Annotated in this window: 19 protein-coding genes and 2 pseudogenes; 10 read left to right on the forward strand and 11 right to left on the reverse strand. The window is 71.8% G+C overall.

All coding sequences use genetic code 11. The features are described 5' to 3' along the window. From RZ84_RS40720 to RZ84_RS06250, 6 genes and pseudogenes are all read right to left on the reverse strand, one after another. Positions 1 to 110: pseudogene (locus RZ84_RS40720) on the reverse strand (cytoplasmic protein); the annotation flags it as partial. An 11-nt stretch (positions 111 to 121) separates the two neighbouring features. Continuing rightward, the gene (locus RZ84_RS06230; RefSeq protein WP_043269262.1) at positions 122 to 700 is read right to left on the reverse strand and encodes a transglutaminase-like domain-containing protein; all 579 of its coding nucleotides are present in this window, start codon (positions 698 to 700) and stop codon (positions 122 to 124) included. A gap of 48 nt (positions 701 to 748) precedes the next feature. After that, positions 749 to 1,666, reverse strand: coding sequence for a DUF2268 domain-containing putative Zn-dependent protease (locus RZ84_RS06235; protein WP_043263429.1), 918 nt, complete (start codon positions 1,664 to 1,666; stop codon positions 749 to 751). A 100-nt stretch (positions 1,667 to 1,766) separates the two neighbouring features. After that, entirely contained in the window at positions 1,767 to 2,837 is a 1,071-nt protein-coding gene (locus tag RZ84_RS06240; protein WP_347232734.1) for a threonine aldolase family protein, read from the reverse strand. After that, complete coding sequence (locus RZ84_RS06245) at positions 2,834 to 3,595, reverse strand: SDR family NAD(P)-dependent oxidoreductase (protein ID WP_198540124.1); 762 nt, start codon at positions 3,593 to 3,595, stop codon at positions 2,834 to 2,836. The genes RZ84_RS06240 and RZ84_RS06245 overlap by 4 nt, the downstream gene beginning before the upstream one ends. Before the next feature lie 59 nt (positions 3,596 to 3,654). Beyond that, complete coding sequence (locus tag RZ84_RS06250; RefSeq protein WP_043263432.1) at positions 3,655 to 5,052, reverse strand: DUF6421 family protein; 1,398 nt, start codon at positions 5,050 to 5,052, stop codon at positions 3,655 to 3,657. 479 nt (positions 5,053 to 5,531) lie between these two features. Between RZ84_RS06250 and RZ84_RS06255 the strand changes: the two genes are divergently transcribed. Continuing rightward, complete coding sequence (locus tag RZ84_RS06255; RefSeq protein ID WP_043263433.1) at positions 5,532 to 6,215, forward strand: glycerophosphodiester phosphodiesterase; 684 nt, start codon at positions 5,532 to 5,534, stop codon at positions 6,213 to 6,215. A gap of 268 nt (positions 6,216 to 6,483) precedes the next feature. Here the strand turns inward: RZ84_RS06255 and RZ84_RS06260 are convergent, their stop codons facing one another. Then, complete coding sequence (locus RZ84_RS06260) at positions 6,484 to 7,017, reverse strand: GNAT family N-acetyltransferase (RefSeq protein ID WP_043263434.1); 534 nt, start codon at positions 7,015 to 7,017, stop codon at positions 6,484 to 6,486. 145 nt (positions 7,018 to 7,162) lie between these two features. Here RZ84_RS06260 and RZ84_RS06265 point away from each other — a divergent pair, with 145 nt between their 5' ends. After that, on the forward strand, positions 7,163 to 7,549 hold the full coding sequence (locus RZ84_RS06265; protein ID WP_043263435.1) for a VOC family protein: 387 nt from the start codon (positions 7,163 to 7,165) through the stop codon (positions 7,547 to 7,549). A gap of 1,076 nt (positions 7,550 to 8,625) precedes the next feature. Continuing rightward, positions 8,626 to 9,879, forward strand: coding sequence for a hypothetical protein (locus tag RZ84_RS40725; protein WP_241777606.1), 1,254 nt, complete (start codon positions 8,626 to 8,628; stop codon positions 9,877 to 9,879). Between the two features lie 446 nt (positions 9,880 to 10,325). Here the strand turns inward: RZ84_RS40725 and RZ84_RS06275 are convergent, their stop codons facing one another. From RZ84_RS06275 to RZ84_RS06285, 3 genes and pseudogenes are all read right to left on the reverse strand, one after another. Further along, positions 10,326 to 11,051: a hypothetical protein gene (locus RZ84_RS06275; protein ID WP_157878778.1), complete on the reverse strand. Its 726-nt coding sequence runs from the start codon at positions 11,049 to 11,051 to the stop codon at positions 10,326 to 10,328. 189 nt (positions 11,052 to 11,240) lie between these two features. Then, on the reverse strand, positions 11,241 to 12,548 hold the full coding sequence (locus tag RZ84_RS06280) for a chymotrypsin family serine protease (RefSeq protein WP_052229806.1): 1,308 nt from the start codon (positions 12,546 to 12,548) through the stop codon (positions 11,241 to 11,243). A 547-nt stretch (positions 12,549 to 13,095) separates the two neighbouring features. Continuing rightward, positions 13,096 to 13,347, reverse strand: a pseudogene (locus tag RZ84_RS06285) (TetR/AcrR family transcriptional regulator); the annotation flags it as partial. Positions 13,348 to 13,402: 55 nt separating this feature from the next. On the opposite strand from RZ84_RS06285, the gene RZ84_RS06290 reads away from it, so the two are divergent. The 6 genes from RZ84_RS06290 to RZ84_RS06315 all read left to right on the forward strand — a co-directional run bounded on the left by RZ84_RS06290 (position 13,403) and on the right by RZ84_RS06315 (position 19,139). Then, positions 13,403 to 13,681: a hypothetical protein gene (locus RZ84_RS06290; protein ID WP_043263438.1), complete on the forward strand. Its 279-nt coding sequence runs from the start codon at positions 13,403 to 13,405 to the stop codon at positions 13,679 to 13,681. Positions 13,682 to 13,855: 174 nt separating this feature from the next. Next, a complete protein-coding gene (locus RZ84_RS06295; protein ID WP_043263439.1) occupies positions 13,856 to 15,391 on the forward strand; it encodes an FAD-dependent monooxygenase in 1,536 nt (511 codons plus the stop codon). A gap of 353 nt (positions 15,392 to 15,744) precedes the next feature. Further along, complete coding sequence (locus RZ84_RS06300; RefSeq protein WP_043263440.1) at positions 15,745 to 16,332, forward strand: DUF5134 domain-containing protein; 588 nt, start codon at positions 15,745 to 15,747, stop codon at positions 16,330 to 16,332. 142 nt (positions 16,333 to 16,474) lie between these two features. After that, positions 16,475 to 17,410 carry a M56 family metallopeptidase gene (locus RZ84_RS06305; protein WP_043263441.1) on the forward strand — a complete coding sequence of 312 codons (936 nt, stop codon included), beginning with the start codon at positions 16,475 to 16,477 and terminating at the stop codon, positions 17,408 to 17,410. Positions 17,411 to 17,443: 33 nt separating this feature from the next. Then, a complete protein-coding gene (locus RZ84_RS06310; protein ID WP_052229807.1) occupies positions 17,444 to 18,205 on the forward strand; it encodes an HAD family hydrolase in 762 nt (253 codons plus the stop codon). A 157-nt stretch (positions 18,206 to 18,362) separates the two neighbouring features. Then, positions 18,363 to 19,139: an SDR family NAD(P)-dependent oxidoreductase gene (locus RZ84_RS06315; RefSeq protein WP_043263442.1), complete on the forward strand. Its 777-nt coding sequence runs from the start codon at positions 18,363 to 18,365 to the stop codon at positions 19,137 to 19,139. A gap of 211 nt (positions 19,140 to 19,350) precedes the next feature. Here the strand turns inward: RZ84_RS06315 and RZ84_RS06320 are convergent, their stop codons facing one another. Beyond that, complete coding sequence (locus RZ84_RS06320) at positions 19,351 to 19,698, reverse strand: hypothetical protein (protein WP_043263443.1); 348 nt, start codon at positions 19,696 to 19,698, stop codon at positions 19,351 to 19,353. Positions 19,699 to 19,768: 70 nt separating this feature from the next. Between RZ84_RS06320 and RZ84_RS40730 the strand changes: the two genes are divergently transcribed. Further along, complete coding sequence (locus RZ84_RS40730; protein ID WP_063772663.1) at positions 19,769 to 21,784, forward strand: LysM peptidoglycan-binding domain-containing protein; 2,016 nt, start codon at positions 19,769 to 19,771, stop codon at positions 21,782 to 21,784. The last annotated feature ends 9 nt before the right edge of the window (positions 21,785 to 21,793 follow it).

Here is a 21,793-nt window from a genome sequence, read left to right on the forward strand (position 1 = left end):
CCGGTGTCGTCGCTCGGCCCGTTGGTCAGGCCGTGTGCCTCCACCGCGAGGTAGCCGAAGCCGGGGGCGAGCGCGCGGACCTCGTCGGACACGTGCAGGGGGCGGGGCATGGGTCGGCACCTCAGAGTTCGGTGGGGAGCAGCTTCCAGAGGTGAGACCGGTCGACGGCCTCCCGGAGGCATTGGAGCACGACGGGGTGTGGTTCAGCAAACAGCACCGGGTAGTCCACTTCATTGCACTCCGGACGCACCGGGAACGCGATCCGCTCCCGGTCCACCCGGAACTCCGCCGCCGCCCCCGGCTCACCGCCCCGCGGATCCTGCCGCACCCAGCGCTCCGCCCCCGGCAGCCGGACCGCCACCAGACCGTGGACGACCTCGAACTTCTGGTAGCACAGCGCCGCCGGAATCCCCTCCGCACGCAGCAGCGCGACCAGCGCGTGCGCCTTGGCGCAGCAGATCCCGGTCCGCTTCTCCAGCACGTCGGAGGCCCGCCAGGTCACCCGCGGGTCGCCGGTGTCGGCCGAGTGCGGAATGCGGTCGCGGACGAACGCGAAGGCCGCCTCGGCGTATGCATATGCATCGTCGACCGCGGCGGACAGCTCCGCCGCGGTCGCCCGGACGCGCGGATGCCCGTGGTCGATGGCCTCGGATTCCGCCAAGTAGGCGGAAATATCAGGGTCGTTCTGGATCAGCTCCACGAAGGGGAGCGTAGCCAGGCCCACAGACACGGGTCAATAATATTCCCTTCACTCGCATTTCCATCCATCCCGCTGTGCGGTGGTCGGAACGCCCGCGTTGGTGAGGATCTCGCCCGCCGGCAGCGCGACGCTGCGTGCGGCGGTCAGCCCGGTGGCCGCCAGGTGGGCGTCGACGATCCGCAGTCCCACCCCGTATCCGGCGAAGTCCGGCAGTCCCACGCTCGGCTGGCCCATGCGCTCCGCGGTGGCGTCGCCGAGCATGTACGCGGTCAGGTTGCGCATCCCCGCCAGGTCGATGTCACCGGTGATCTTCTCGTAGGCGCTGTCCAGTTCGGCGCCGGTCAGTGCCGCGGTCCACGGGCCCATGGCCCGCTCACCGGCCAGCTCCCGTACGAACGCCTCGGCCAGCCCCTCGGCGACGACCCATTCGCCGAGCGTGACGGTCATCGGGTTCCAGGCCACGTTCGCGTAGCGCACGTTGTGGTGGAGCTCGTGCGCGGCGGCGTGGCCGATCTTCTCCAGGGTCATGTCGGTGGGCCACATGACCAGTTGGATCGCGCCCGGGAAGCCGCCCAGGCCGAAGTATCCGGCGCTGCGGACCATCAGGTGGTCGTCGTCCGGGTTGCCGAGCACCACGACGACATGCACGGTCTCGGCGTGCTCGACGCCGGGCGCCGCACTGCTGATCCGCTCCCAGGCGGTGGTGAGCGAGTCCTCGATCCGGCTCCACACGCCCGCGTCCCGCATCCGGTGCAGGGCGGACACGTACCGGCGATCGTCCCGGTCGAGCCGGAAGCCGCTGCCCAAGCTCCGGTGCTGCTGGACCAGGTCCAGATCACCGACCACCGTGGACATCACGCTGTGCAGGGGGGCGAGCATCTCCCGCAGGGCGTCGGGGCGCTCGTCCTGGGGGAGATGCAGGAGGTCGAGCATGGCGGTCGCGGTGTCGTGAACAACAATCTTCATGGCCCGGGACCGTAGGGCCTCCTGTTACCGGAGGGTCAAGCGCGATGGCCGGCGCGGTCGGCGGGGAGCCGCGGGATGTGCGGCTCCCCGCCGACCGCGGCTAGCGCTTCATCTCCTCCCGGAGCGCTGCCAGGAAGCCGTCGACGTCGTCCTCCGTGGTGTCGAACGAGCACATCCAGCGGACGTCGCCGGCCCGTTCGTCCCAGAAGTAGAAGCGGTAGCGCTTCTGGAGGCGTTCGCTGACGTCGTGCGGGAGGCGGGCGAAGACGGCGTTGGACTGGACGGGGTAGAGGATCTCCACGCCGGGGATCTCGCGGACGCCGGCGGCCAGCCGCTGGGCCATGGTGTTGGCGTGGCGGGCGTTGCGGAGCCAGAGGTCCTTGGCGAGGAGGGCCTCCAGCTGGACGGAGACGAAGCGCATCTTGGACGCCAGCTGCATCGACAGCTTGCGGAGGTGCTTCATCGCCCGGACCGCTTCGGGGTTGAGGACGATGACCGCCTCACCGAAGACGGCGCCGTTCTTGGTGCCTCCGTAGGAGAGGATGTCGACGCCGACGGCGTTGGTGAAGGCGCGCATCGGGACGTCGAGGGAGGCCGCGGCGTTGGTGATGCGGGAGCCGTCGAGGTGGACGAGCATGCCCCGTTCATGGGCGTGGTCGCAGATCGCCCGGACCTCCTCGGGGGTGTAGACCGTGCCGAGTTCGGTGCTCTGGGTGATCGAGACGACCTGCGGCATGGCCCGGTGCTCGTCGTCCCAGCCGTGGGCCTCCCGGTCGATGAGGTCGGGGGTGAGCTTGCCGTCGGGGGTGGGGACGGTGAGGAGCTTGAGGCCGCCGACGCGTTCCGGGGCACCGCACTCGTCCACGTGGATATGGGCCGTGTCGGCGGCGATCACCGCGCCCCAGCGGTCGGTGACCGCCTGGAGCGCGACGACGTTGGCGCCGGTGCCGTTGAACACCGGGAACGCCTCCGCGCGCTGGCCGAAGTGGCTGCGGACGACGCGCTGGAGATGTGCGGTGTAGTCGTCCTCGCCGTAGGCGATCTGGTGGCCGCCGTTGGCGAGGGCGAGCGCGGCGAGGATCTCCGGGTGCGCACCGGAGTAGTTGTCGCTGGCGAACCCGCGTATCCGGGGGTCGTGGTGCTGCCGGGCGTCGGTCTTCGCTCCGGTCACGGCTCGGGGGTCAGCCACAGACGCTGTCCATTCACTTCCTGGGCGGGCCGGCTCCAGACTCCGGCGATGGCCTCGGCCAGCTCCTTGACGTCCGTGAAGCCCGCGAACTTGGCGTTCGGTCGCTCGGCGCGCATCTGGTCGTTGACGAGCGCCTTGACGATCAGGATGGCAGCCGCGGCGCGCGGCCCCTGCTCGCCCCCCGACTTGCGGAAACCGTCCGCCATGGCGAGCGTCCACGCCTCGGCGGCGGCCTTGGCCGCGGCGTAGGCGGCATTGCCCGCGGTGGGCTTGCTGGCGCCGGCCGCGCTGGTCAGCAGGAAGCGGCCGTTGCCGCTGCGTTCGAGGGCCTCGTTGAAGGCGAGGGAGGTGTGCTGCACGGTACGGACGAGGAGCTTGTGGAGGACGTCCCAGTCCGCGAGGTCGGTCTCGGCGAACGTCGAGCAGCCGCGCCAGCCGCCCACGAGGTGCACCAGACCGTCGACCCGGCCGAACTCCTTCTCCGTACGGGCCGCCCATTCACGGGTCTGGTCGACGTCGAGGAGGTCCACGGTTTCGCCGATGACGGTGGCGCCGCCGTGGGCATAGCGGGCCGCGTCGACGGCCTCCGCGAGCCGTTCGGGGTTGGAGTCCGAGCCGACCACCACCGCGCCGGCCTCGGCCAGTCGCAGCAGCGTGGCACGGCCTGCCGGGCCGGCCGCTCCGGCCACCGCGATGACCGCACCCTCCAGCGGCCCCTGGCCGCCCGTCGAAGTAACCATCTCCGTCGCCTCCTCGTCCTGCCCCTGGGCGGCCGTCCGCCGGGTCTTCCGGTCGGTCCTCACGCCGCCGCCAGCGTGTCACTGTGGGCCGTGATGCCCTTGGTCGATGCGATCACAGCACGCAGCTTCTTGGCGAGCGCTTCGTAGAACATGCTCAGCGGGAACTCGTCGGGAAGCACGTCGTCCACGAGCTTGCGCGGCGGCTGGTCCAGGTCGAGGGCGTCCGGCCCCTTGGCCCAGACCGAACCCGGGTGCGGAGCGAGGTAGGTCGAGACGAGGTCGTAGGCGGCGAACCAGTGGACCAGCTTCGGCCGGTCGATGCCGTCGCGGTAGAGCCGTTCGATCTCGCCGCACAGCTGGTTGGTGACCTTGGGCGCCCGCTCCCAGTCGATGTGCAGTGTGTTGTCCGTCCAGCGTACGACGTCGTGCTTGTGGAGGTATGCGAAGAGCAGCTGGCCGCCGAGGCCGTCATAATTGCGCACCCGGGCGCCGGTGACGGGGAACCGGAACATCCGGTCGAAGATCACCGCGAACTGCACGTCGCGCGCCTGCCGGTAGCCCTCGGCCTCCAGCTTGACGGCTTCCCTGAAGGCGGTGAGATCGCAGCGCAGCTCCTCCAGGCCGTACATCCAGAACGGCTGGCGCTGCTTGATCATGAACGGGTCGAACGGCAGGTCGCCGTGGCTGTGGGTGCGGTCGTGGACCATGTCCCACAGGACGAACGCCTGCTGGCAGCGCTCCTGGTCACCGATCAACGCGGCGACGTCCGGCGGGAGTTGCACGCCCAGGGCCTCGACGGCGGCCTCGGTGACGCGGCGGAAGCGGGCGGCCTCGCGGTCGCAGAAGATGCCGCCCCAGCTGAACCGCTCGGGGGCCTCGCGGACCGCGATGGTCTCGGGGAACAGGACGGCGGAGTTGGTGTCGTAGCCGGCCGTGAAGTCCTCGAAGGTGATGCCGCAGAAGAGGGGGTTGTCGTAGCGGGTGCGCTCCAATTCGGCGAGCCACTCCGGCCAGACCATCCGCAGGACGACGGCCTCGAAGTTCCGGTTCGGGTTGCCGTTCTGGGTGTACATGGGGAACACGACCAGGTGCTGGAGGCCGTCGGCGCGCTGCCGGGCGGGCTGGAAGGCGAGCAACGAGTCGAGGAAGTCGGGCACGCCGAAGCCGTCGTCGGCCCAGCGGCGCAGATCGGCGGCGAGCGCCCGGTGGTAGGCGGCATCGTGCGGTAGCAGCGGGGCGAGTTCGCCGATGGCGGCGATGGCTCGCTCGACCTCGTCGCGGACGGCCTCGGCGCGCGGTGCGCCGTCCGCCGCGAGGTCGATCGAACCGTCCTTGGACTGCCAGGGGCGGATCGTTTCCACGGCGTCCTTGAGCACGGGCCATGCCGGGTGCGCGACCACACATTCGGTCGCGGCGGAGCTGTCCCGGACACCCACAGGCGAAAGAATTTCCGTCATGACTGCCCTCCGGCGGTAGATCGTCCTGTCAGAACACCGTAACCAGCCGAGGATCGCCCGTTCAAGTGGGGTCGATGAAAATTATTCTGTTCGGACCCCATGATCACGCTCAATCTTCCTGCTACTGAAGCTCTTCACAACATTTACTGCCAGTAGAACCCCGCCTTCCCGCACTTCCTCCGGAAGGAGCGACAGATCCGGAGAGCCGTGGCCCTTCGCGGGGCGGCGCCACCGGACGACCTTGAACGCCGGCCTCCGGGAGCCGCGCGGCACCGGCCGCGCCCCCGTCGCCGTCCGGGCCTGCGGACGGTGCGTAGACGGCGGAATACGGGGGCACTCGTACGGGCTAGGAGGCACTTGTCCCTACGGCTCCGCCGCTCGTGAACGGATTAGGCTGTGGGCCATTTCGGGCAGCAGATCGCCGGCGGCCGACACGTGCACGGACCGACAGCAACCGATCCGACAGAATCGAGGCAGCCTTGACCTTCCTGACCATCGGGCACCGCGGGATGATGGGTGTGGAGCCGGAGAACACGCTGCGCTCCTTCGTGCGCGCCGAACGCGAGGGCGTCGATGTCATCGAGCTGGATCTGCACCTGAGCAAGGACGGCGCGCTCGTGGTGATGCATGACGCGGACGTGGACCGGACGACCGACGGCACCGGCCCGATCGCGGAGCGCACCCTCGCCGAGCTGCGCGAGCTGGACGCCGGGCTGGGCGAGCGGATTCCGGTCTTCGAGGAGGTCGTGGACGCGGTCCGCGTGCCGCTCCAGGCGGAGATCAAGGACGTGGCGGCGGCGCAGGCGCTGGCCGAGGTGGTGCGGACGCGCGATCTGGCCGGCCGGGTGGAGGTGATCTCCTTCCACGACGAGGCGCTGGCGGCGATCCGCACGCTGCTGCCGGCGGTGCGGACGGCGCTGGTGGGCGACCGCTACGGGGCCGATGTCGTGGACCGCGCGAAAGCGGTCGGCGCGGGCACGCTGTCGCTGAACATCCGGCGGCTCACCCTCGAACTGGTCGAGCGGGCGCATGCCGCGCAGCTGAAGGTGCTGGGCTGGACGGTCAACACCCACGACCAGCTGCGGCTGGCGCGCGGCCTGGGGCTGGCGGGTGTGGTGACCGATCAGCCGGAGATCCGGCGGGCGGTGCGCTTCACCGCCTGAGGCCCGCGGCGGGCGGGGCGTACGGGCGGCCGGGGCTCCGCGGCAGAGCGGAAATCCGCGGTTCGCAGGAGAGTTCACAGGGGCGCAACGAGCTTCCGCCATAGGGACGTTCGGCCCGGTGGTCGCGCGGGACGGCCCGGTGATCTCGGCAGGCGGCCGGGGCGCCGGCGCTCTCCGGGCGCGCGACCGCCCCCTCGCCCCGTACGCCTCGCCGGGTGCGCCACCACCGAACATCGAGGCGGGGCGGGGACAGGGGCCATGCGGTGGGTCAGCCGAGGGGCTTGACCAGGAGCTCGAATTCCAGGTCGTCGCGCTGCGGGATGCCGAACCGCTCGTCGCCGTACGGGAACGGGCTGAGCTGTCCGGTGCGGCGGTAGCCGCGGCGCTCGTACCAGGCGATCAGCTCGGCGCGCTGCCGGATGACGGTCATCCGCATCTCCGGGGCGCCCCAGGTGGCCAGCGCGGTGCGCTCGGCCTCGGCGATGATCACCTTGCCGAGGCCGCCGCCCTGGAGGGTGGGGCGCACCGCGAACATGCCGAAGTAGGTGTGGTCCCCGCGGTGGTCGAGCTGGCAGCAGGCCACCAGTTCGCCGTCCCGCTCGGCGACCAGCAGCCGGCCGTTCTCCTGGCGCACCACCTCGGCGACGCCGGCCGGGTCCGTGCGCTGCCCCTGGAGGAGGTCCGCCTCGGTCGTCCAGCCGGCCCGGCTGGCGTCCCCGCGGTACGCCGATTCGATCAGCTCGACGAGGCCGGGTATGTCGGCGTCGGTGGCGGTGCGGAAGGTCAGCGGGCTGGTGGGCATGGGTGCGGGGTCCTCTCGGGCCGTACGAAGGGCTGCCGCGAGGCTAACAAGGGGGGGGCTGCGGAGGTCAGGGGCTTTCGTCCTGCGGACCGCGGCGGTGCGCCGCGGCGGGGACCGCCCGGGCGCGCGGCGTAGGGTCCGTGCCATGGTGCAGGTACTGAGCAGCAGGGTGCTGGTGCGGCCGAGCGATCCGGAGCGGTCACGGGCGTTCTACGGCGAGGCACTGGGGCTGGCGGTCTACCGGGAGTTCGGTACGGGCCCGGAGCGCGGCACGGTGTACTTCCTCGGCGGCGGCTTCCTGGAGGTCTCCGGCCGGGCCAGCGGCGCGGCCACGCCGACCCTCCAGCTGTGGCTCCAGGTCGCGGACGCGGCGCGGGCGCACGAGGAGCTGGTGGGGCACGGGGTGGAGGTGCTGCGGCCACCCGTGCGGGAGCCGTGGGGACTGATCGAGATGTGGATCGCCGATCCGGACGGGCACAAAGTTGTAATCGTGGAAATCCCGGCGGACCATCCACTCCGATTCCGACCCTGACGAAAACGCAGCCTAACGGGACCTCGGGTCACATTCCATAGGCTCTTCGAAGCCGCCGCCCTTGCCGGAGGCACTGCGCACCCCACAGCCAATCGTGTGCGACCACGGGCTCTATCTCCCGTGCCGAGATGCTCAATCACTAGGCAGTGTTCCTGGTTCGGATCAAGGTATGAGGGGGGTGTGCTGCCAGTGCTTCGTGCCGTCTCCGTCATGGGCGTGTGGAGCACGGGCAGCGCCCGTCGTACGCGCAAGGTTCCCGCGGCGTCGATCCGGCACGGGGGCGCCGCGGCACGTGAAGCGCCGGTACGGCACGTGGTCCATGAGAGCCGGTGGGAGCCGGCCCGGCTGCTGCTGGCGGACTTTGGCAAAGGCCCGTCCGAGGTGCCCGGAACCGCCGGTGATGACAGGCAGCCGCGGGACCAGCGTTGGCGCAGCGAGCTACGGTGGCCAGGCGTCGGTGCAGGAGTGCCGGGCGTTTGCCAACAGTGCGATCCGGTCGACGTCGGCCTGGCGCACCGTCCTTTCGCGCTGCAGTACCACCTCCCGCGCGCCGCCCTCCGGAGCGCCCCACCCCACCGTTCCAGACCTCCCGTGCCGCCCCTGTTCACGGCTCATTTCGGCATTCCAACGTCCCAAACTGCCTAGCTCCCCTGGTAATTGCAATGGACTCTCTGCAAGCTCTGGTCGTGCACAAACTCCCGGGCCGGCCACAGCCGCTGAAAATGCCCCCTTCGTATTGACGTGGGCCTGACGAGTGTGCGGATCGTGTCTTTGTTTGTTCGATTCCAAAGCTCTGAACGAGGGGGACCCTTCATGCGATTACCGGCGGTGCTGCGCCCCAGCGCCTCGTCGCGCTCCAGACCGCACAGGTCACGGCTGGCAGCGTTCTTCGCTGCCATGCTGCTGACCGCCGGCCTGTTGTCGGTGCCGTGCCCGGCTCGGGGGGTCCCGCGGCGCGCGCGGACGACCGGTCGACGGGGGCGTCAGGCCCGACCTCCGGCGACGCCCGGTCGTTCGCCACGTACAGCATGCAAGGATCCAACAACGGAGAGCGCTGGACCGGCGGAGTCGCCCCGTTGTCGGAGCGTCACCCAGTCGTCGCCCTCCAGGAGGCCGGCAGCGGCCCACCCCCTCCTGCGTACGAGACCCAGCGTGAGGAGATCCCCATCACCGGGGACGACTGCCCCCCAGGGCTGCCGACCTCCATCGTCCACACGCAGTGGCAGTACGATGTGAACAGGGAACGTCGTCGCGTGCACGTGTACTTCCTGCAGACCGACCCGCAGCACAGCAGCACGACGGAACAGGACAGTTGGATAGGCGGCCGGGTCAATCTGGCGATCGTCAGCCACGAACCCGCCACCGAAGCCGATGTCCGCGTCATCGAGAACCCGCTGTACAACGGGGCCGAACCCGCGGGGCGCAGCTCGGACCACTACCCCGTCGAATTCGAACCGGCGCCCACCCCCGTACCGGCCCCGCCCAACGTCGAACGCGACTTCTCCACCGCTCTGGAGAACGCCCAGAACGGGTGGGTCGCGGGCGTGACCAACGACGGCCAGGTGATGAGCACCAGCGATGGATTCAACGCCAGCCAGCGGTTCCGTGTCGGCACCGTGGCGGGGCACTGGTGGCGCTTCCACCCCGGCGACAGCCCGCCGGTCGATTCCGCCACCCACGGCGCTGTCGCCGGCCGTGCGGCTGCCGACGAGTGCCTCGCCCTCAACCCGATGCTGCCGCTACAGGTCATGTTGATGCCGTGCGACTCTCGCGTCGCCCAGTGGCGCCCCGAGCCACCTGAGGTGCCCGACGGCACGTTGAGCTGGCACAACTCCGCCTACCCGGAGCTGTGTCTGACCGGTTCGCCGCTGCTGGATCCGATCGGGGCCCTCCCGTGCGACGGCAGCCGATACCAGCAGTGGTGGGACAACTCCCGCGCGGTGCCCGACAAGGCGTGGCAGCCCGGTGCGAGCCGGGTTCGGCTGCGCGCGTCGAACGGCCTCTACCTGTCCGCCGAGAACGGGGGCAAGAAAGACGAGACCCCACTGACCGGCGACTCGCACGGGGCCATCGATCGATGGGACATGACATCCAGTACGCCGGTGCCGGCGACAACATCGCCCGGATCCGGGGGATCGACAGCGGCAAATGCGTCGACGTCCTGGACGGCAAGCATGCCGGTGAAGGCACCGCTTCCGTGCTCGGCGACTGCGGCAGCCGCAACAGCGGGAACGATGGCACGGGCCGCCGGTGGTTGGTGGAGACCTACGCCGACGGCGGCGTCCGCCTCCGCAACGAGGCCGATCACCTGTGCCTGGTACGGCCGTTGAAGGAGCAGAGCTACGTGACGGTCGACGAATGCCGCAACGAAGCGCGCCAGCGCCGGACGATCGAACCGTGACGCAGTAGCGGCGAGACGAACAGGGCTCGGACCGGTCGCCCACGCGCCCGGTCCGAGCCCCAGCCGCGCTCACGGTCGGACGAGCCCCGCGACTCGATCGTCCATCACTGTCCGACTCACCCTGATACGCCCATCATCCCGACCCCGGTGGTCGCCAGCCAGCCCACTGACTGTCACAAGCCCGGCCCTGGAGGTGCCCGTGATTATCAACGATAGGCCAACGGCGTCACTGTCAACTACACGCGGATTCCACCGTTTCGGCCGGAGCCAATGCCAACGAATCCGCGCACCCTACAGCAGACCGGGGTGGTGGCCGCCCCAGGTGGCAGCCGTGGCCGCCCGGGCCGTCCCTCGCGTCAGGCGATGCCGTTCCCGTCAGGCGGCGATGCCGTTCGCGACCTTCATGAGTTCGTCCGCCGACAGCACGTGCTGTGCGTCGTCGCTGAGCACGTTGAAGGTGTACGTGCCGTCGAACCACGTCAAGGACCGGAAGGAGACATTGTCCGCCTGCGGCCCCTCACGGAGTCGGCCCCGGTGCCCGTGGACGTCGACGGGTGTGCCGGTGGCGTCGGCGGACTTTCCGGTGATCTGGGTGATGCTCAGGTAACCGTGGTGGGGTTCGCGCTGGTAGAAGCGTTCCCACGTCGGGGTCGGGGGCTTGGCGTAAGGGCGGGGGATCGCGTCGCCCTGGGGATTGGAGAACGGGATGAGGTCGGTCGGGGTGAAGCCCGCGGGCAGGTAACGGGGAGTGGCGAGCCGTCGCTCGTCGAAGGACGCGATGGCGTCGTGGCCGACGGCATCGGTGAGCCGGCGCGAACCCAGCGGCGCGGACAAGGTGACGGTCAGCTGTCTGGCACCGCTGTTGCCGCAGACGGTGTCGGGGCGGGAGTCGTCCTCCCGGTGCAGCGAGAGGGTGACGCCCTGCGCGGACTCCTGCGCCACGAGCCGCGGTTGCGTTTCACAGTCGTCCCACCGCGCCCCGATGGTGAGCGTGCGGCCGTCGGCGCCGAGCAGTACCTCCCCGTCGGCCTCGCTCTCGTAGCGGTGCCCGTGGGGCTGGGACGTCCAGGCCGCGGTCACGGCCAGGGACACGGCCGCCACGGCACCCGCCACCATCGCTGTGACGCGCGTCGCGCGCCGCCGCCGGTGCCATAACTTCGCGCTGAATGAGCTCATGTCCCCTCCGGGCGGACAGCGTACCGAGACGCCGACACGGTAACCCGCCACGGGCGGACTGCCGTCGGACGATCGAAGGCAGTCCGCCGCGCGCGGATCAGGCCGTCGAGTGGATCAGGCCGTGTTGATGCTCCAGTGCATCTCGGTCAGGGTCTGGTAGATCGGCACGAAGTAGAGGCCGCCGTAGCATGCCTTACTCGTGTCCTGCAGAGCGATGTTCGCCGGGCACGAATCCATCCCGTACTTGTTCATGCTGATGGTGCCCCGCGCCTCGTCGGCGGTGTAGCCGTTGACTCCCGCGAAGACCGGCCCGCCACTGTCTCCGTCGGCGGAGGCGATATGCGTGGCCCAGGTATCCGTCTGCATGGCCAGATCCACGATGGGACGGGTATACCCATCGGGGCCCGTTTCGGAGATGTCGGTCTGCTGAACCGCAAGGTTGCAGTGCGCTCCCGAGTTCGCCCCGGAAGAGCAGAGGTAATCACCCACGAAGTTGTGCCCCCACCCGGTGACCGGCTTGCTGTATCCGGTGGAGTCGTCCGAAGGACCGTCATAGACATACCCGGCGGTGGCCCCGCTGTCAGGAATGATTCCGACGGTGTCTATGGTGTGGATCGCCAACCCGTTGGATTGTCCGATGTACCTCTTCGGGTCGCCGTCCCAGGTGCTCCACCGCCAGCCGTTTCCGTCACAGTGCGCGGCCGCCGTGAGCAGTTGCCTCCCGTCCTCGTTGCTGGTGACACCGAAGCCGCTGGAGCAGATGCCGCCCGTCGGGTTGGTCATTCCCGCGCCGCCGAACCAGGGGGACGCGTCGAACTGCCGCGTATTCCCCGACGTCATGGGCGACGTGCTCTTGGCCCGGTTGGCAACCGGGCGTTCCGCGGCGGGAGTTGGGCTCACCGGCTGGTAGGAGACGCGGGTGTCGACGCCCGTCAGGTGTTGCGTCGCCGTCTCGACCTCCCGTGTCTTGGCCTGCCGTGTCGGCTTGCCCAGCGGATCGGCGAGAGACGGCTTCGCCTCGGCCGCACCATCGTCGTAGCCGATCTCCAGGCCACTGCCGTCAACGGCCGGGGCGATGCTGGTGATGCGGCTCGGCTGAGCGGTGAGCCGCGAGGGGATGGCCCCGAGAGCCCCGTTGTGCATCAGCTTGTTCCTGGCCGCGTGCAGCTCGGCCTTGGAGTACTTGGCGGGAACGACATCCGCCGTCACGCCCGAAGGGAGCTTGTGAAGGGAGTCGCCGACCGCCTTCGGGACCGCGCCCTTCCAGTGCAGATGAATTCGGTTGTGCACGGGGTCCACCCGGACTTCGGTGAATCCCGGAATCCTTGCCCGCTCGGCCTCGGAGAGTCCCTGGGTCAACCGACCGGCAATCTTGTCGAGGACTTCCTGCCTGTTCATGATCTGGATGTCGGCGGGACTCACGCCTCGCGGAGCCGTACCGCCGGTGGGTTTTCCACTCGGGCTCGCCGCGCCGGCCAGTGTTGCGGTAGCCAGCGGAAAAGCGGCGAGAAAGGCTAAGACGGCAATGCCGCGTCGACGCCCGGAAGATCCTGGCAGCTTCATTCAGTTCCCCCAATTCCGCCCATGACGGTCGGTTACGCCATGGGGAAATCGCGAGGACATCATGTGTCAGGCAGGTGCCGCAATGCATTACTCTCCCACAACAGCAGGCATAGCTCCCCATATTGGGCATTAGGGTCGAGTCAAGTACTGGGATCCAGCCATTGTTTGGCCATATCGCGTTGTCGTCCGGCATCGAACTCTTCGTCCCCGGCCGACCGCATTTCGCCGCCTGCGTTCGGCGGACGTGGCCCGGTTCGACGGACGCGTCCCGGTTCGGGCGCATCATCATCCACGACGTCAAGCAGGAGGCGACGGAGGGGAGTTGGCGCGGGGGCCTGATCTGTGATCGAGTCCGCCTCCCCCTTCGGTCCGCGTCACCGCGCGGATCCGGCCATTTCGCCACCGGTCATATCGCGATGACGGCGATGACCGTGCGCACAACCTTCTCAACGGCTCCGGCCTCCAATGGTGCGCCCTCGCGGCCCGCGAACAGCAGGTGCGCAGCCCCGATCAGCGTGGGCGCGAGCACGTCGGGGCCGGCGTCGGCCGCGACGCGGCCCAGGTCGCGCTCGGCGGCGAAGTAGGAGGCGACCATGCCGGTGGCCTCCCGCAGGGCCGGGATGCCTCCTCCCCCGGCCTGGCGCAGCCGGGCACGCAGGCGTCGCGGGATAGGAGAGCCGGGCGCGGCCGGTCTCGGGGCACCTACGGACACCGTGCCGCTCAAGATCCTGCGGGGCGACGGGCCACGCATGGCCTGGTACGCGCACCTGGTCGCTGCCGTGGACCGAATCGGCGACCTGAAGGGCTGGACCGGCGACGTACGCGACAGCGCCGCCCTCACGCTGGACGCCGTGGTCGCCCTCCACGAAGCGGGCACCCCGGTCTACTCGGCATCCCCATCACCCGCCCTGGCGACGGAGGCCATCGCAACGTCGTGCGAGGTCGTCATCGTGGAGGTACCGGCGGATCACCCGCTGCGGTACCGGCCCTGATTCCGGCACCAGAATCCCCCGGAAATCCGCCCCGGACTTCCGTTCCGGAGCGGGCCCGGGACGGTCCCGGCAACGGCCCTGGGCAAGGCCCTCGGCCCGGGTTGCGTCGGGTGCAACTGTGGTCTGCACGGCGGGAACTGGTGGGGAATTCCGGTGGCCGCTAGCGTCCCGGCCATGGGAACTTCCGAATATCCCGGCAGGGAGCACGTAAACGTTGTCATCGCGGGCGGCGGGCCAGTCGGGCTGCTGCTGGCCGGTGAACTGCGGCTCCACGGAATCGAGACGCTGGTTCTGGAACAGGGACAGCAGGGGCAGGGCGAACCGAGAACGCTGAGCCTGCACGCGCGCACCCTGGAATCCCTTGACCGGCGCGGCCTGTTGTCCGACTTCGCCGCCGCCCAGGACGGGATCGCGGGCCTGGCGGACTACCGCCGGCAGCTCAACGACCACGGCACGCGCGGCCACTTCGCCGGCATATACCAACTGGGCCGGAACGAGGCGGAGGCGGAGCAGCCGCACGGCCTGCTGCTCCCCCGCGAGATCGTCAAGGAACTGCTCGGCAAGCGGGCCGAGAGCCTGGGGGCCGTCGTCCGCTGCGGCCAGGAGGTCACCGGACTGGAACAGGACGAGGCGGGGGTGACGGTCACCGTCCGTACGGCGGAGGGGAGTTACCCGCTGCGCGCGGACTTCCTGGTCGGCTGCGACGGCGGGCGCAGCACCGTCCGCAAGAGCGCCGGTATCGCCTTCCCGGGAACGGGGCCGTCGGTGGTGTCCCGGATGGGCCGCGGGGTGTTCGAGGTGGCGGGCGGGGGCGAGCTGCCGGTCGGCTGGCAGCGGACCGATGGGGGCTGGTACATGCGGATGCCCGACGGGCGGATCGCGGTCACCGAATGGGAGGTGCCGGACGACCTGGAGAGCCCGGTGACGGTCGAGGAGCTGGCGGAGGCCATTCACCGGGTCACCGGGCGGCGGGTGACGCTCTCCGAGCCGGAATTCGTCACGCGCTTCACCGACAGCGCCCGGCAGGCGAGCAGCTATCGCGCCGGACGGGTGCTGCTGGCCGGGGACGCGGCGCACATCCACTTCCCCGCCGGGGGCCAGGGCGTCAATCTCGGCATGCAGGACGCGTTCAATCTGGGCTGGAAGCTGGCCGCACAGTGCCGCGGCGGGGCTCCGCAAGGGCTGCTGGACAGCTACGGCGCGGAGCGGCATCCGGTCGCCGCGCGGGTGCTGCAGAACACCCGGGCGCAGGTGGCGCTGATGCGGCCGGGTCCGCAGGTCGACGCGCTGCGGGAGATGTTCGTCGACCTGATGGGCATGGACGAGGTCAACACCTATCTCAGCGAGATCATTTACGGCACGGGCATCCGTTACGGCGGCGCGCCGGACGACCACCCGCTGGTGGGGACGTTCGCCCGCGACCTCCCGCTGACGACGCCGGGCGGGCCGACGCGGCTGGCCGAACTCCTGCGCCCCGGGCGCCCGTTGCTGCTGGGGCTGAACAGCGCCGGGTCCGCGGCGCTGGACACCGCCGCACCCTGGTCGGACCGGGTCGCGCTGGTACGGGCCGAGGCCGAACGGCCGTATGCCGCCACACTGCTGGTGCGCCCGGACGGCTACACCGCGTGGGCCGCCGAGGGTGCCGTGGACACGCAGTCGCTGCGGGCCGCGCTCACCGCGTGGTGCGGCCCGGAGCGCGCGGCGGGCTGACCGGGGCGGCGCGCGCCGTCGCCGGACAGCTCGCCGGGCCACGGTCGGCCGGTCGCCGGGCCACGGTCGGGCGGCGAGCTCTCCGGCAGTGGCGGCGCGCCGGCTCCGCGGGGGCACGCGACGGTCCGGCCGACCGCACCGGCCGTCTCCCCCTGCTCCGAGGGCTCCGCCCACCGGGGCGCCCGCCAATCCCGCCTGCGCCCGGCTCACGCACTCCGCACTCCCTGCGCTCCCCCGTTGCGCCCGTGCGCTCCCGTGTGCCGGGTTCCGGACGGGCATTCTGCGGGCGTACCGCACCGACCGTCGCGATCCGGCCGTGATCGCGCTCGGCACGGATCCCCGGGGAGGCGCCCGTGCACACACCTCCACTGGTCGGCTGGCTGCTGGTACTGCTGTACGCCGCCGCCGGCGTGTACTGCCTGACCCGTATGCGTGCCGGTCCGGCGGCGGTGCGGACGACGGCACGCGCCGAGAGCCTGATGGCGGGGGGCATGGCGGTGATGGCGCTGCCCGCGTCCGCCGTGGCGCCGCCCGCGTGGTTGCCCTGGCTGTTCACCGCGGTCTTCGGCACGGCCGGGCTGTGGGCGCTGGCCCGCCGCCACCTGCACCATGCGGTGGGCATGGCGGCGATGGTCTACATGGCGCTCGCGATGGCCGGCATGGGGGGAACGGGTGGCACGCACGGTGCCGGCGGCATGGCCGGAATGGCGGGTGCGGGCGGCATGGCGGGCATGGGCGGAACGGGCGGGATGGCGCATGCGGCCCCGGCCGGGGTGCCGTTGCTGACCGGAGTGCTGCTGGCGTACTACACGGTGTACGTGATCGCCGCCGGGATCCGGCTGACCCCGGCCACCGGGACCGCCACCGAAGCGCCCGTCGTGCTGCGGGCCTGCCAGGTGGCCATGGGCATCGGCATGCTCGCCATGCTGCTGGCACTGTGAACCCCCGGGTGGAGCCGGGGTATGCCGCCCCGCCCGCACCGCTCCGTATCAGCCACGCCCGGCACCGCGGCCGCCGGTGGCGTGCGTCACATCCTCCGTACGACCGTACCAACCGGTAGCGGGCCGCTCATAGGGTGACGGCATGATGGTCCCCCTCGCGCTGATGATGCTCGGCGTGCTGGCCGCGGCCACCGCGCCCCGCCTGATGGCCCGTTCGGACTGGCCCGACCGCGAGCCGGTGCTGGCTCTGTGGGTGTGGCAGTGCGTGGTCGCCGGAGTCCTGCTGTGCTGTGTGCTGGCCATGGCGCTGACCGCCGCCGCCGCATGGGAGCAGGTCCGCAGCCCGGTGTTCGGACCGGCCCCGCGGGTGGTCGTCGAGGCGTACGCCCTCAACACGTACGGGCCCTGGGCCGGGGTGCTGGCCGCCCTGCTGGCTGGCGGCGGCGCCTGGACGGCGTTCGCGCTGACCCGTGAGGTGGGGGCGGCCCGCGCGCGCCGCCGGCAGCGCCGGGCCGATCTGCTGCGGCGCGCGCCTCAACTGCCCGGCGAGGACCCCCGCGACGGCCGCCTGGTGGTGCTGGAGGACGGGCGGCCGGGCGCCTGGTGGCTGCACCACTCCTCGCCCCAACTGGTCATCACGACCTCGGCGTTGCAGCGCCTGAAGGGGCGTCAGCTCGATGCGCTGATCGCCCACGAGCAGGGCCATGTCCGGGCCCGGCACGACGTACTGCTGCACTGCGCGTCGGCGCTGGCCGCCGGCTTCCCGCAGATCCCGGTCTTCGCCGCCTTCCGCGACCAGGTGCACCGGCTGGTCGAGATGGCCGCCGACGATGTCGCCTCACGCCGGTTCGGCCGGGTCACGATAGCCCTCGCCCTGGTCCAACTGAACGAGGACCGCGGGGTGTTCGGGCCCTGCCCGGACCAGCACGCGCAGGTCCCGCAGCGGGTCGACCGGCTGCTGGCCCCGGCCGCCCGCTTCACCCCGGCCCGGCGGCTGCGGATGACCGCGTGCGCGCTGCTGGTCCCCGCGATCCCGCTGCTGGTGACCTTCATGCCGGGTCTCAGCGCGCTGACCTGACCTGACCGCCGCCGACCCGTCAGGATGGCGACCATGACGACCAGCGAGGACAGCGGCGCCCACGGGACCGCCGCGGGCCGGATCCGGGGCGTGCTCTTCGACTTCTCCGGCACCCTGCTGCGCATCGAGCCGGCCGAGTCCTGGCTGCGCGCGGCCCTGGCCACGTCCGGTGCGGCCGGTGCCGCCGCGCTGGACGACGCCGAGATCGCCCGGCTGGCCGCCGCACTGGAGCACGCCGGCGCCCTCCCCGGCGGGGCCTCCCCGGCCGAACTGCCCGCCGGGCTCCGTGCCCTGTGGGAGAACCGGGACCGTGACGCCCGTGCCCACCGCGCGCTCTACACCGGACTTGCCCTCCAGGTCCCGCTCCCCCGGCCCGAGTTGCCGGACTCCCTCTACGACGCGCTGTACGACCGCCACCGCACCCCGGCCGCCTGGATCCCCTACCCCGACGCCGCCGAGGTGCTGGCGGAGCTGCACCGCCGCGGCATCCGCACCGGCGTCGTCAGCAACATCGGCTGGGACCTGCGCCCGGTCCTGCGCGCCCACGGTCTCGACCGCTATCTGGACTGCTGTGTGCTCTCGTACGAACACGGCCGCCAGAAGCCCGACCCGGCCCTCTTCGCCCTCGCCTGCCGGGAGCTGGGCGTCACCCCCGCCGACGTCCTGATGGTCGGCGACGACCGCACCGCGGACGGCGGCGCCACGGCCCTGGGCTGCGCCTACCTGCCGGTGGACCATCTCCCCGTGGACCGCCGCCCGAACGGCCTGCGGCCGGTGCTGGACCTGGTCGGCTGAGACCGGGTGCGCACCCCGCGGGCAGGGAGCACCGTAGGGAGCCCGTCGTGACCGGACAGACGGGCGGCCGGTCGTGACCCGACGGACGGGCTGCGCTCCCGCCGGCTGTCCCGCCGCCCCGGACACCCCGCCCGCCACCCACAGGAGGTCAACTCCCATGTCCGCCGCCTACCTTGACGCGCTCTTCTCCCTCACCGGCCGCCGTGCCCTGGTCACCGGAGGCAGTTCCGGGATCGGCCGGGCCGTCGCCGAGGCCCTCGGCCGCGCCGGAGCCGAGGTGGTCCTGATGGCCCGCCGGGAGGATCCGCTGCGCACCGCCGCCGGGGAGCTGCGGGCGGCGGGCTGCGCGGCGGACTGGGTCGCCGCCGACCTGGGCGACCGGGACGCGCTACGGGCGGGCGCCGAGGAGACGGTGCGGCGCTTCGGCGAGCCCGACATCCTGGTCCATGCCGCCGGCGTCAACCCCCGGCCGCCGATGGACGAGTTGAGCACCGCCGACTGGGACCGCACGATGGCCGTCAACCTGGATGCCGCGTTCCTGCTCGGGCAGCGCCTCGGCCCCGGGATGGCGGACCGCGGCTGGGGGCGGATCCTGCACATCGCCTCCCAGCAGTCGGTCCGGGCGTTCGGCAACAGCGGCGCGTACGGGGTCTCCAAGGCGGGGCTCGCGGCCCTGACCCGTTCCCAGGCGGAGGCGTGGTCCCGGCACGGCGTGAGCGTCAACGCGCTGGCGCCCGGCTTCGTCCACACCCCGCTGACCGAGGCGGTCTTCGCCGACCCGGTGCGCACCGAGGCGATCGCCCGCCGCACGATGGCCGGGCGCAACGGCGAGCTCACCGATTTCGCGGGCGCCGCGGTGTTCCTGGCCGGCCCGGGTGCGGCATATGTGACCGGCCAGACGGTGTTCGTGGATGGCGGCTTCTCGGTGACCTGACGGGGACCCGGCGCGCGGTTGTCGCAGGTCACGAACTCCTTGCGGTCGACGTCGGGTGCCCGTGCGCAAGCCACACCCCGCGCCTCGCACTCCTCGGCCGCTACGGCGACGTGTTCCGCATGGGCACCTGCCGCCTCCACTACCGCCGGTTCACCTGCCACGCGCCGGCGGCCCCGCAGCGCCTCGGTGTCGAGCGGGTGCTCCGCCACCGTCACATCAGGTCGTGCGGCGGGGAGGCGGAACGGTGGCTGTTGAGGTCGGCCGGCGCGGTGCCGGGCGTGGTGGCGAGGGGGCCGTCCGGGCCGAAGACGGCGCACGCCCCGTCCGACGGCCCGTACGCTCCCCGTTCCGGGAGGCGCCCGCACCTTTCGCCGGGCGGGCGACGGATCACGGAAGCCGGCCGTGCGGTGCCGTGGTGGGCGCGGCGCCCGGCCGACCCACGCGGCCGTTCGGCCCAGCAGCGGTGGTGGGCGCCCCCGCCGGCGGCCAGGGTGAGAACCGGTAGCCGGTTCGCGTGCCGGGCGGTGGTACCCGTACCCCGGCGCTCGGGCCGCCTCACCGGACACCTCCTTACTCACCCTTCTCCCCCTTCTCCTCCTTGAACTACGCACAGGGAACGGTTCGGAGCTATGAGTACCTCAGGCATACCCCCGCGCAGGCGCGCACCCGCCACCGCCCGCCGCGCACGCATACGGCCCCGGCCGTGGCACCTGGCATCGGCCGCCGTCGCCCTGGGCGCGGTGTGCATCCCGGCGGCGCCGCTCGGTGCCGTGACGGCCCCGCTGCACGGCACCGTCACCGCGGCGGGCAGACCGCTCCGCGGAGTCCGCGTCACGCTCTTCGCCGGTTCGCGTACCGGGGTCCGGGAACTGGACCACGCGACGACCGACGGATCCGGATCCTTCACCCTCGCCGCCGCCGGGCCCGCCGGCGGCGTGCTGTATGTGGAGGCCGGGGACGGGCGGCGCCTCCGGCTCCGCTCCGTGGTGGGGATCGGCGACGGCGCCGGGGTCCCCGCCCGGTCGGTGAGGACCGTGACCGTCAACGAGCTGACCACCGTCGCCACCACCTACGCCATGGCCCAGTTCAGCGGCCGGCGCGGTATCGCCGGGCCCGGCCCGGGGCTGGAGAACGCCGCGGCGACCTCCTTCGACCTCGCCGACCCGGCCACCGGCCGGCCCGGAGGGGCGGTCACCGCCGACAGCGCGAACAGCGAGACCCTCGCCACCCTGAACACCCTCGCCGACATGGTCTCCCTCTGCGCCACGGGTACCCCGCGCTGCGCGGAACTGCTGCGGCTGGCCACACCGCGCGGCGGGGCCGCTCCGGCCGACACCGTGCAGGCGGTCCTCAACCTCGCCCACCACCCGACGCTGTCCCCGGCCGGCCTGTACGCCCTGGCGGGTGCGGCCAGGGTCTTCGCCCCCGGGCTCGGCGCGCCCCCGGCGGCCTGGGTCCTGGCGCTGCGCCATACCGCCACCGACCGCTACGCCCTGGCCCGCAGGGACCTGGCCGTCGACCGCAACGGCGCGCTCCGGGTGCCCGGTTACGGCGGCAACGCCATGGCGGCGTACCCGGCCGCCGGCATCCCGCTGTCACCGTCCACGGGGTGGCTGAACGGCGGGCCGGTCCGCCCGCAGGGCGTCGCCGTCGACCGGCGCGGCAACGTGTGGATCGCCAACTCCCAAGGCCGCAGGGGCGCGGCCGACCCGGGCAGCGTCGTCGTGTACCCGCACGGCGACCCGTCGCGGGCGTTCACGATCACCGACGGCTCCTTCCACCATCCGTTCGCCCTCCGGATCGACGGCCGCGGCCGGGCCTGGGTCACCAACAGCCATGTCCCCTTCACCGGTCGGCTCTCCTTCGCCCAGCTCACGGAGACCCGGCAGGCCGGTGCCCCCCGCCGCGTCGGCGGCAGCGTCACCGTCCTGGGCCCCGACTTCCGGCCGATCAGGACCATCCGCGACGACGCGCTGCAGGGGCCGGTGGGGCTCGCCCTGGACTCCAGGGGCAACGCCTGGGTGGCCGGCTTCTTCAGCGGCGCGCTCACCGAGATCCGGCCGGACGGCGGCGTCGCGGGCGTCCACCGGCTGCCCCGCCGCATCCGCCCGTGGTCGGTCGCCGTCGACGGCCGGGACCGCGTGTGGGTCGCCGGTTTCGGCGACTCCTCCGTATCGTCCGTATCGCTGCTGTGCGGCGCCGACACCGCGGCCTGCCCGCCCGGCGCCACCACCGGCACCCTCCTGTCGCCCCCGATGGGGCTGCGGAACAAGGCGATCCGGCAGCTCACCGCGGTGCAGATCGACGCGTCGGGCAACGTCTGGCTCGCCGACCACCGGTCGCAGCTCCTCGCGCCCACCGGAGGCGAGGGCCCGGTCCAGCTCATCGGCCTCGCCACCCCGGTCTGCACCCCGCCGACGCCCCTGCCCGTACAGCCCTCGTCCACCGGCTGCTCCCCGGGGACCGCGGTGGCCGGCCCGGCCACCGGCAGCGCCGACCACTACACCGTGCGCCCCGGCGACACCCTGACCGGTATCGGCCTCATCCACGGCGAGCCCTGGCGGACGCTCTACCGCAGCAACCTGGCCGTCCTCGGCCCCGACCCGCACCGGATCCGCCCCGGCCAGCGCCTCACCCTCCCCTGACCGGCAGCC

It is taken from the genome of Streptomyces sp. CT34 (genome assembly GCF_000805335.1).
In the GTDB taxonomy this organism is placed as follows: domain Bacteria; phylum Actinomycetota; class Actinomycetes; order Streptomycetales; family Streptomycetaceae; genus Streptomyces.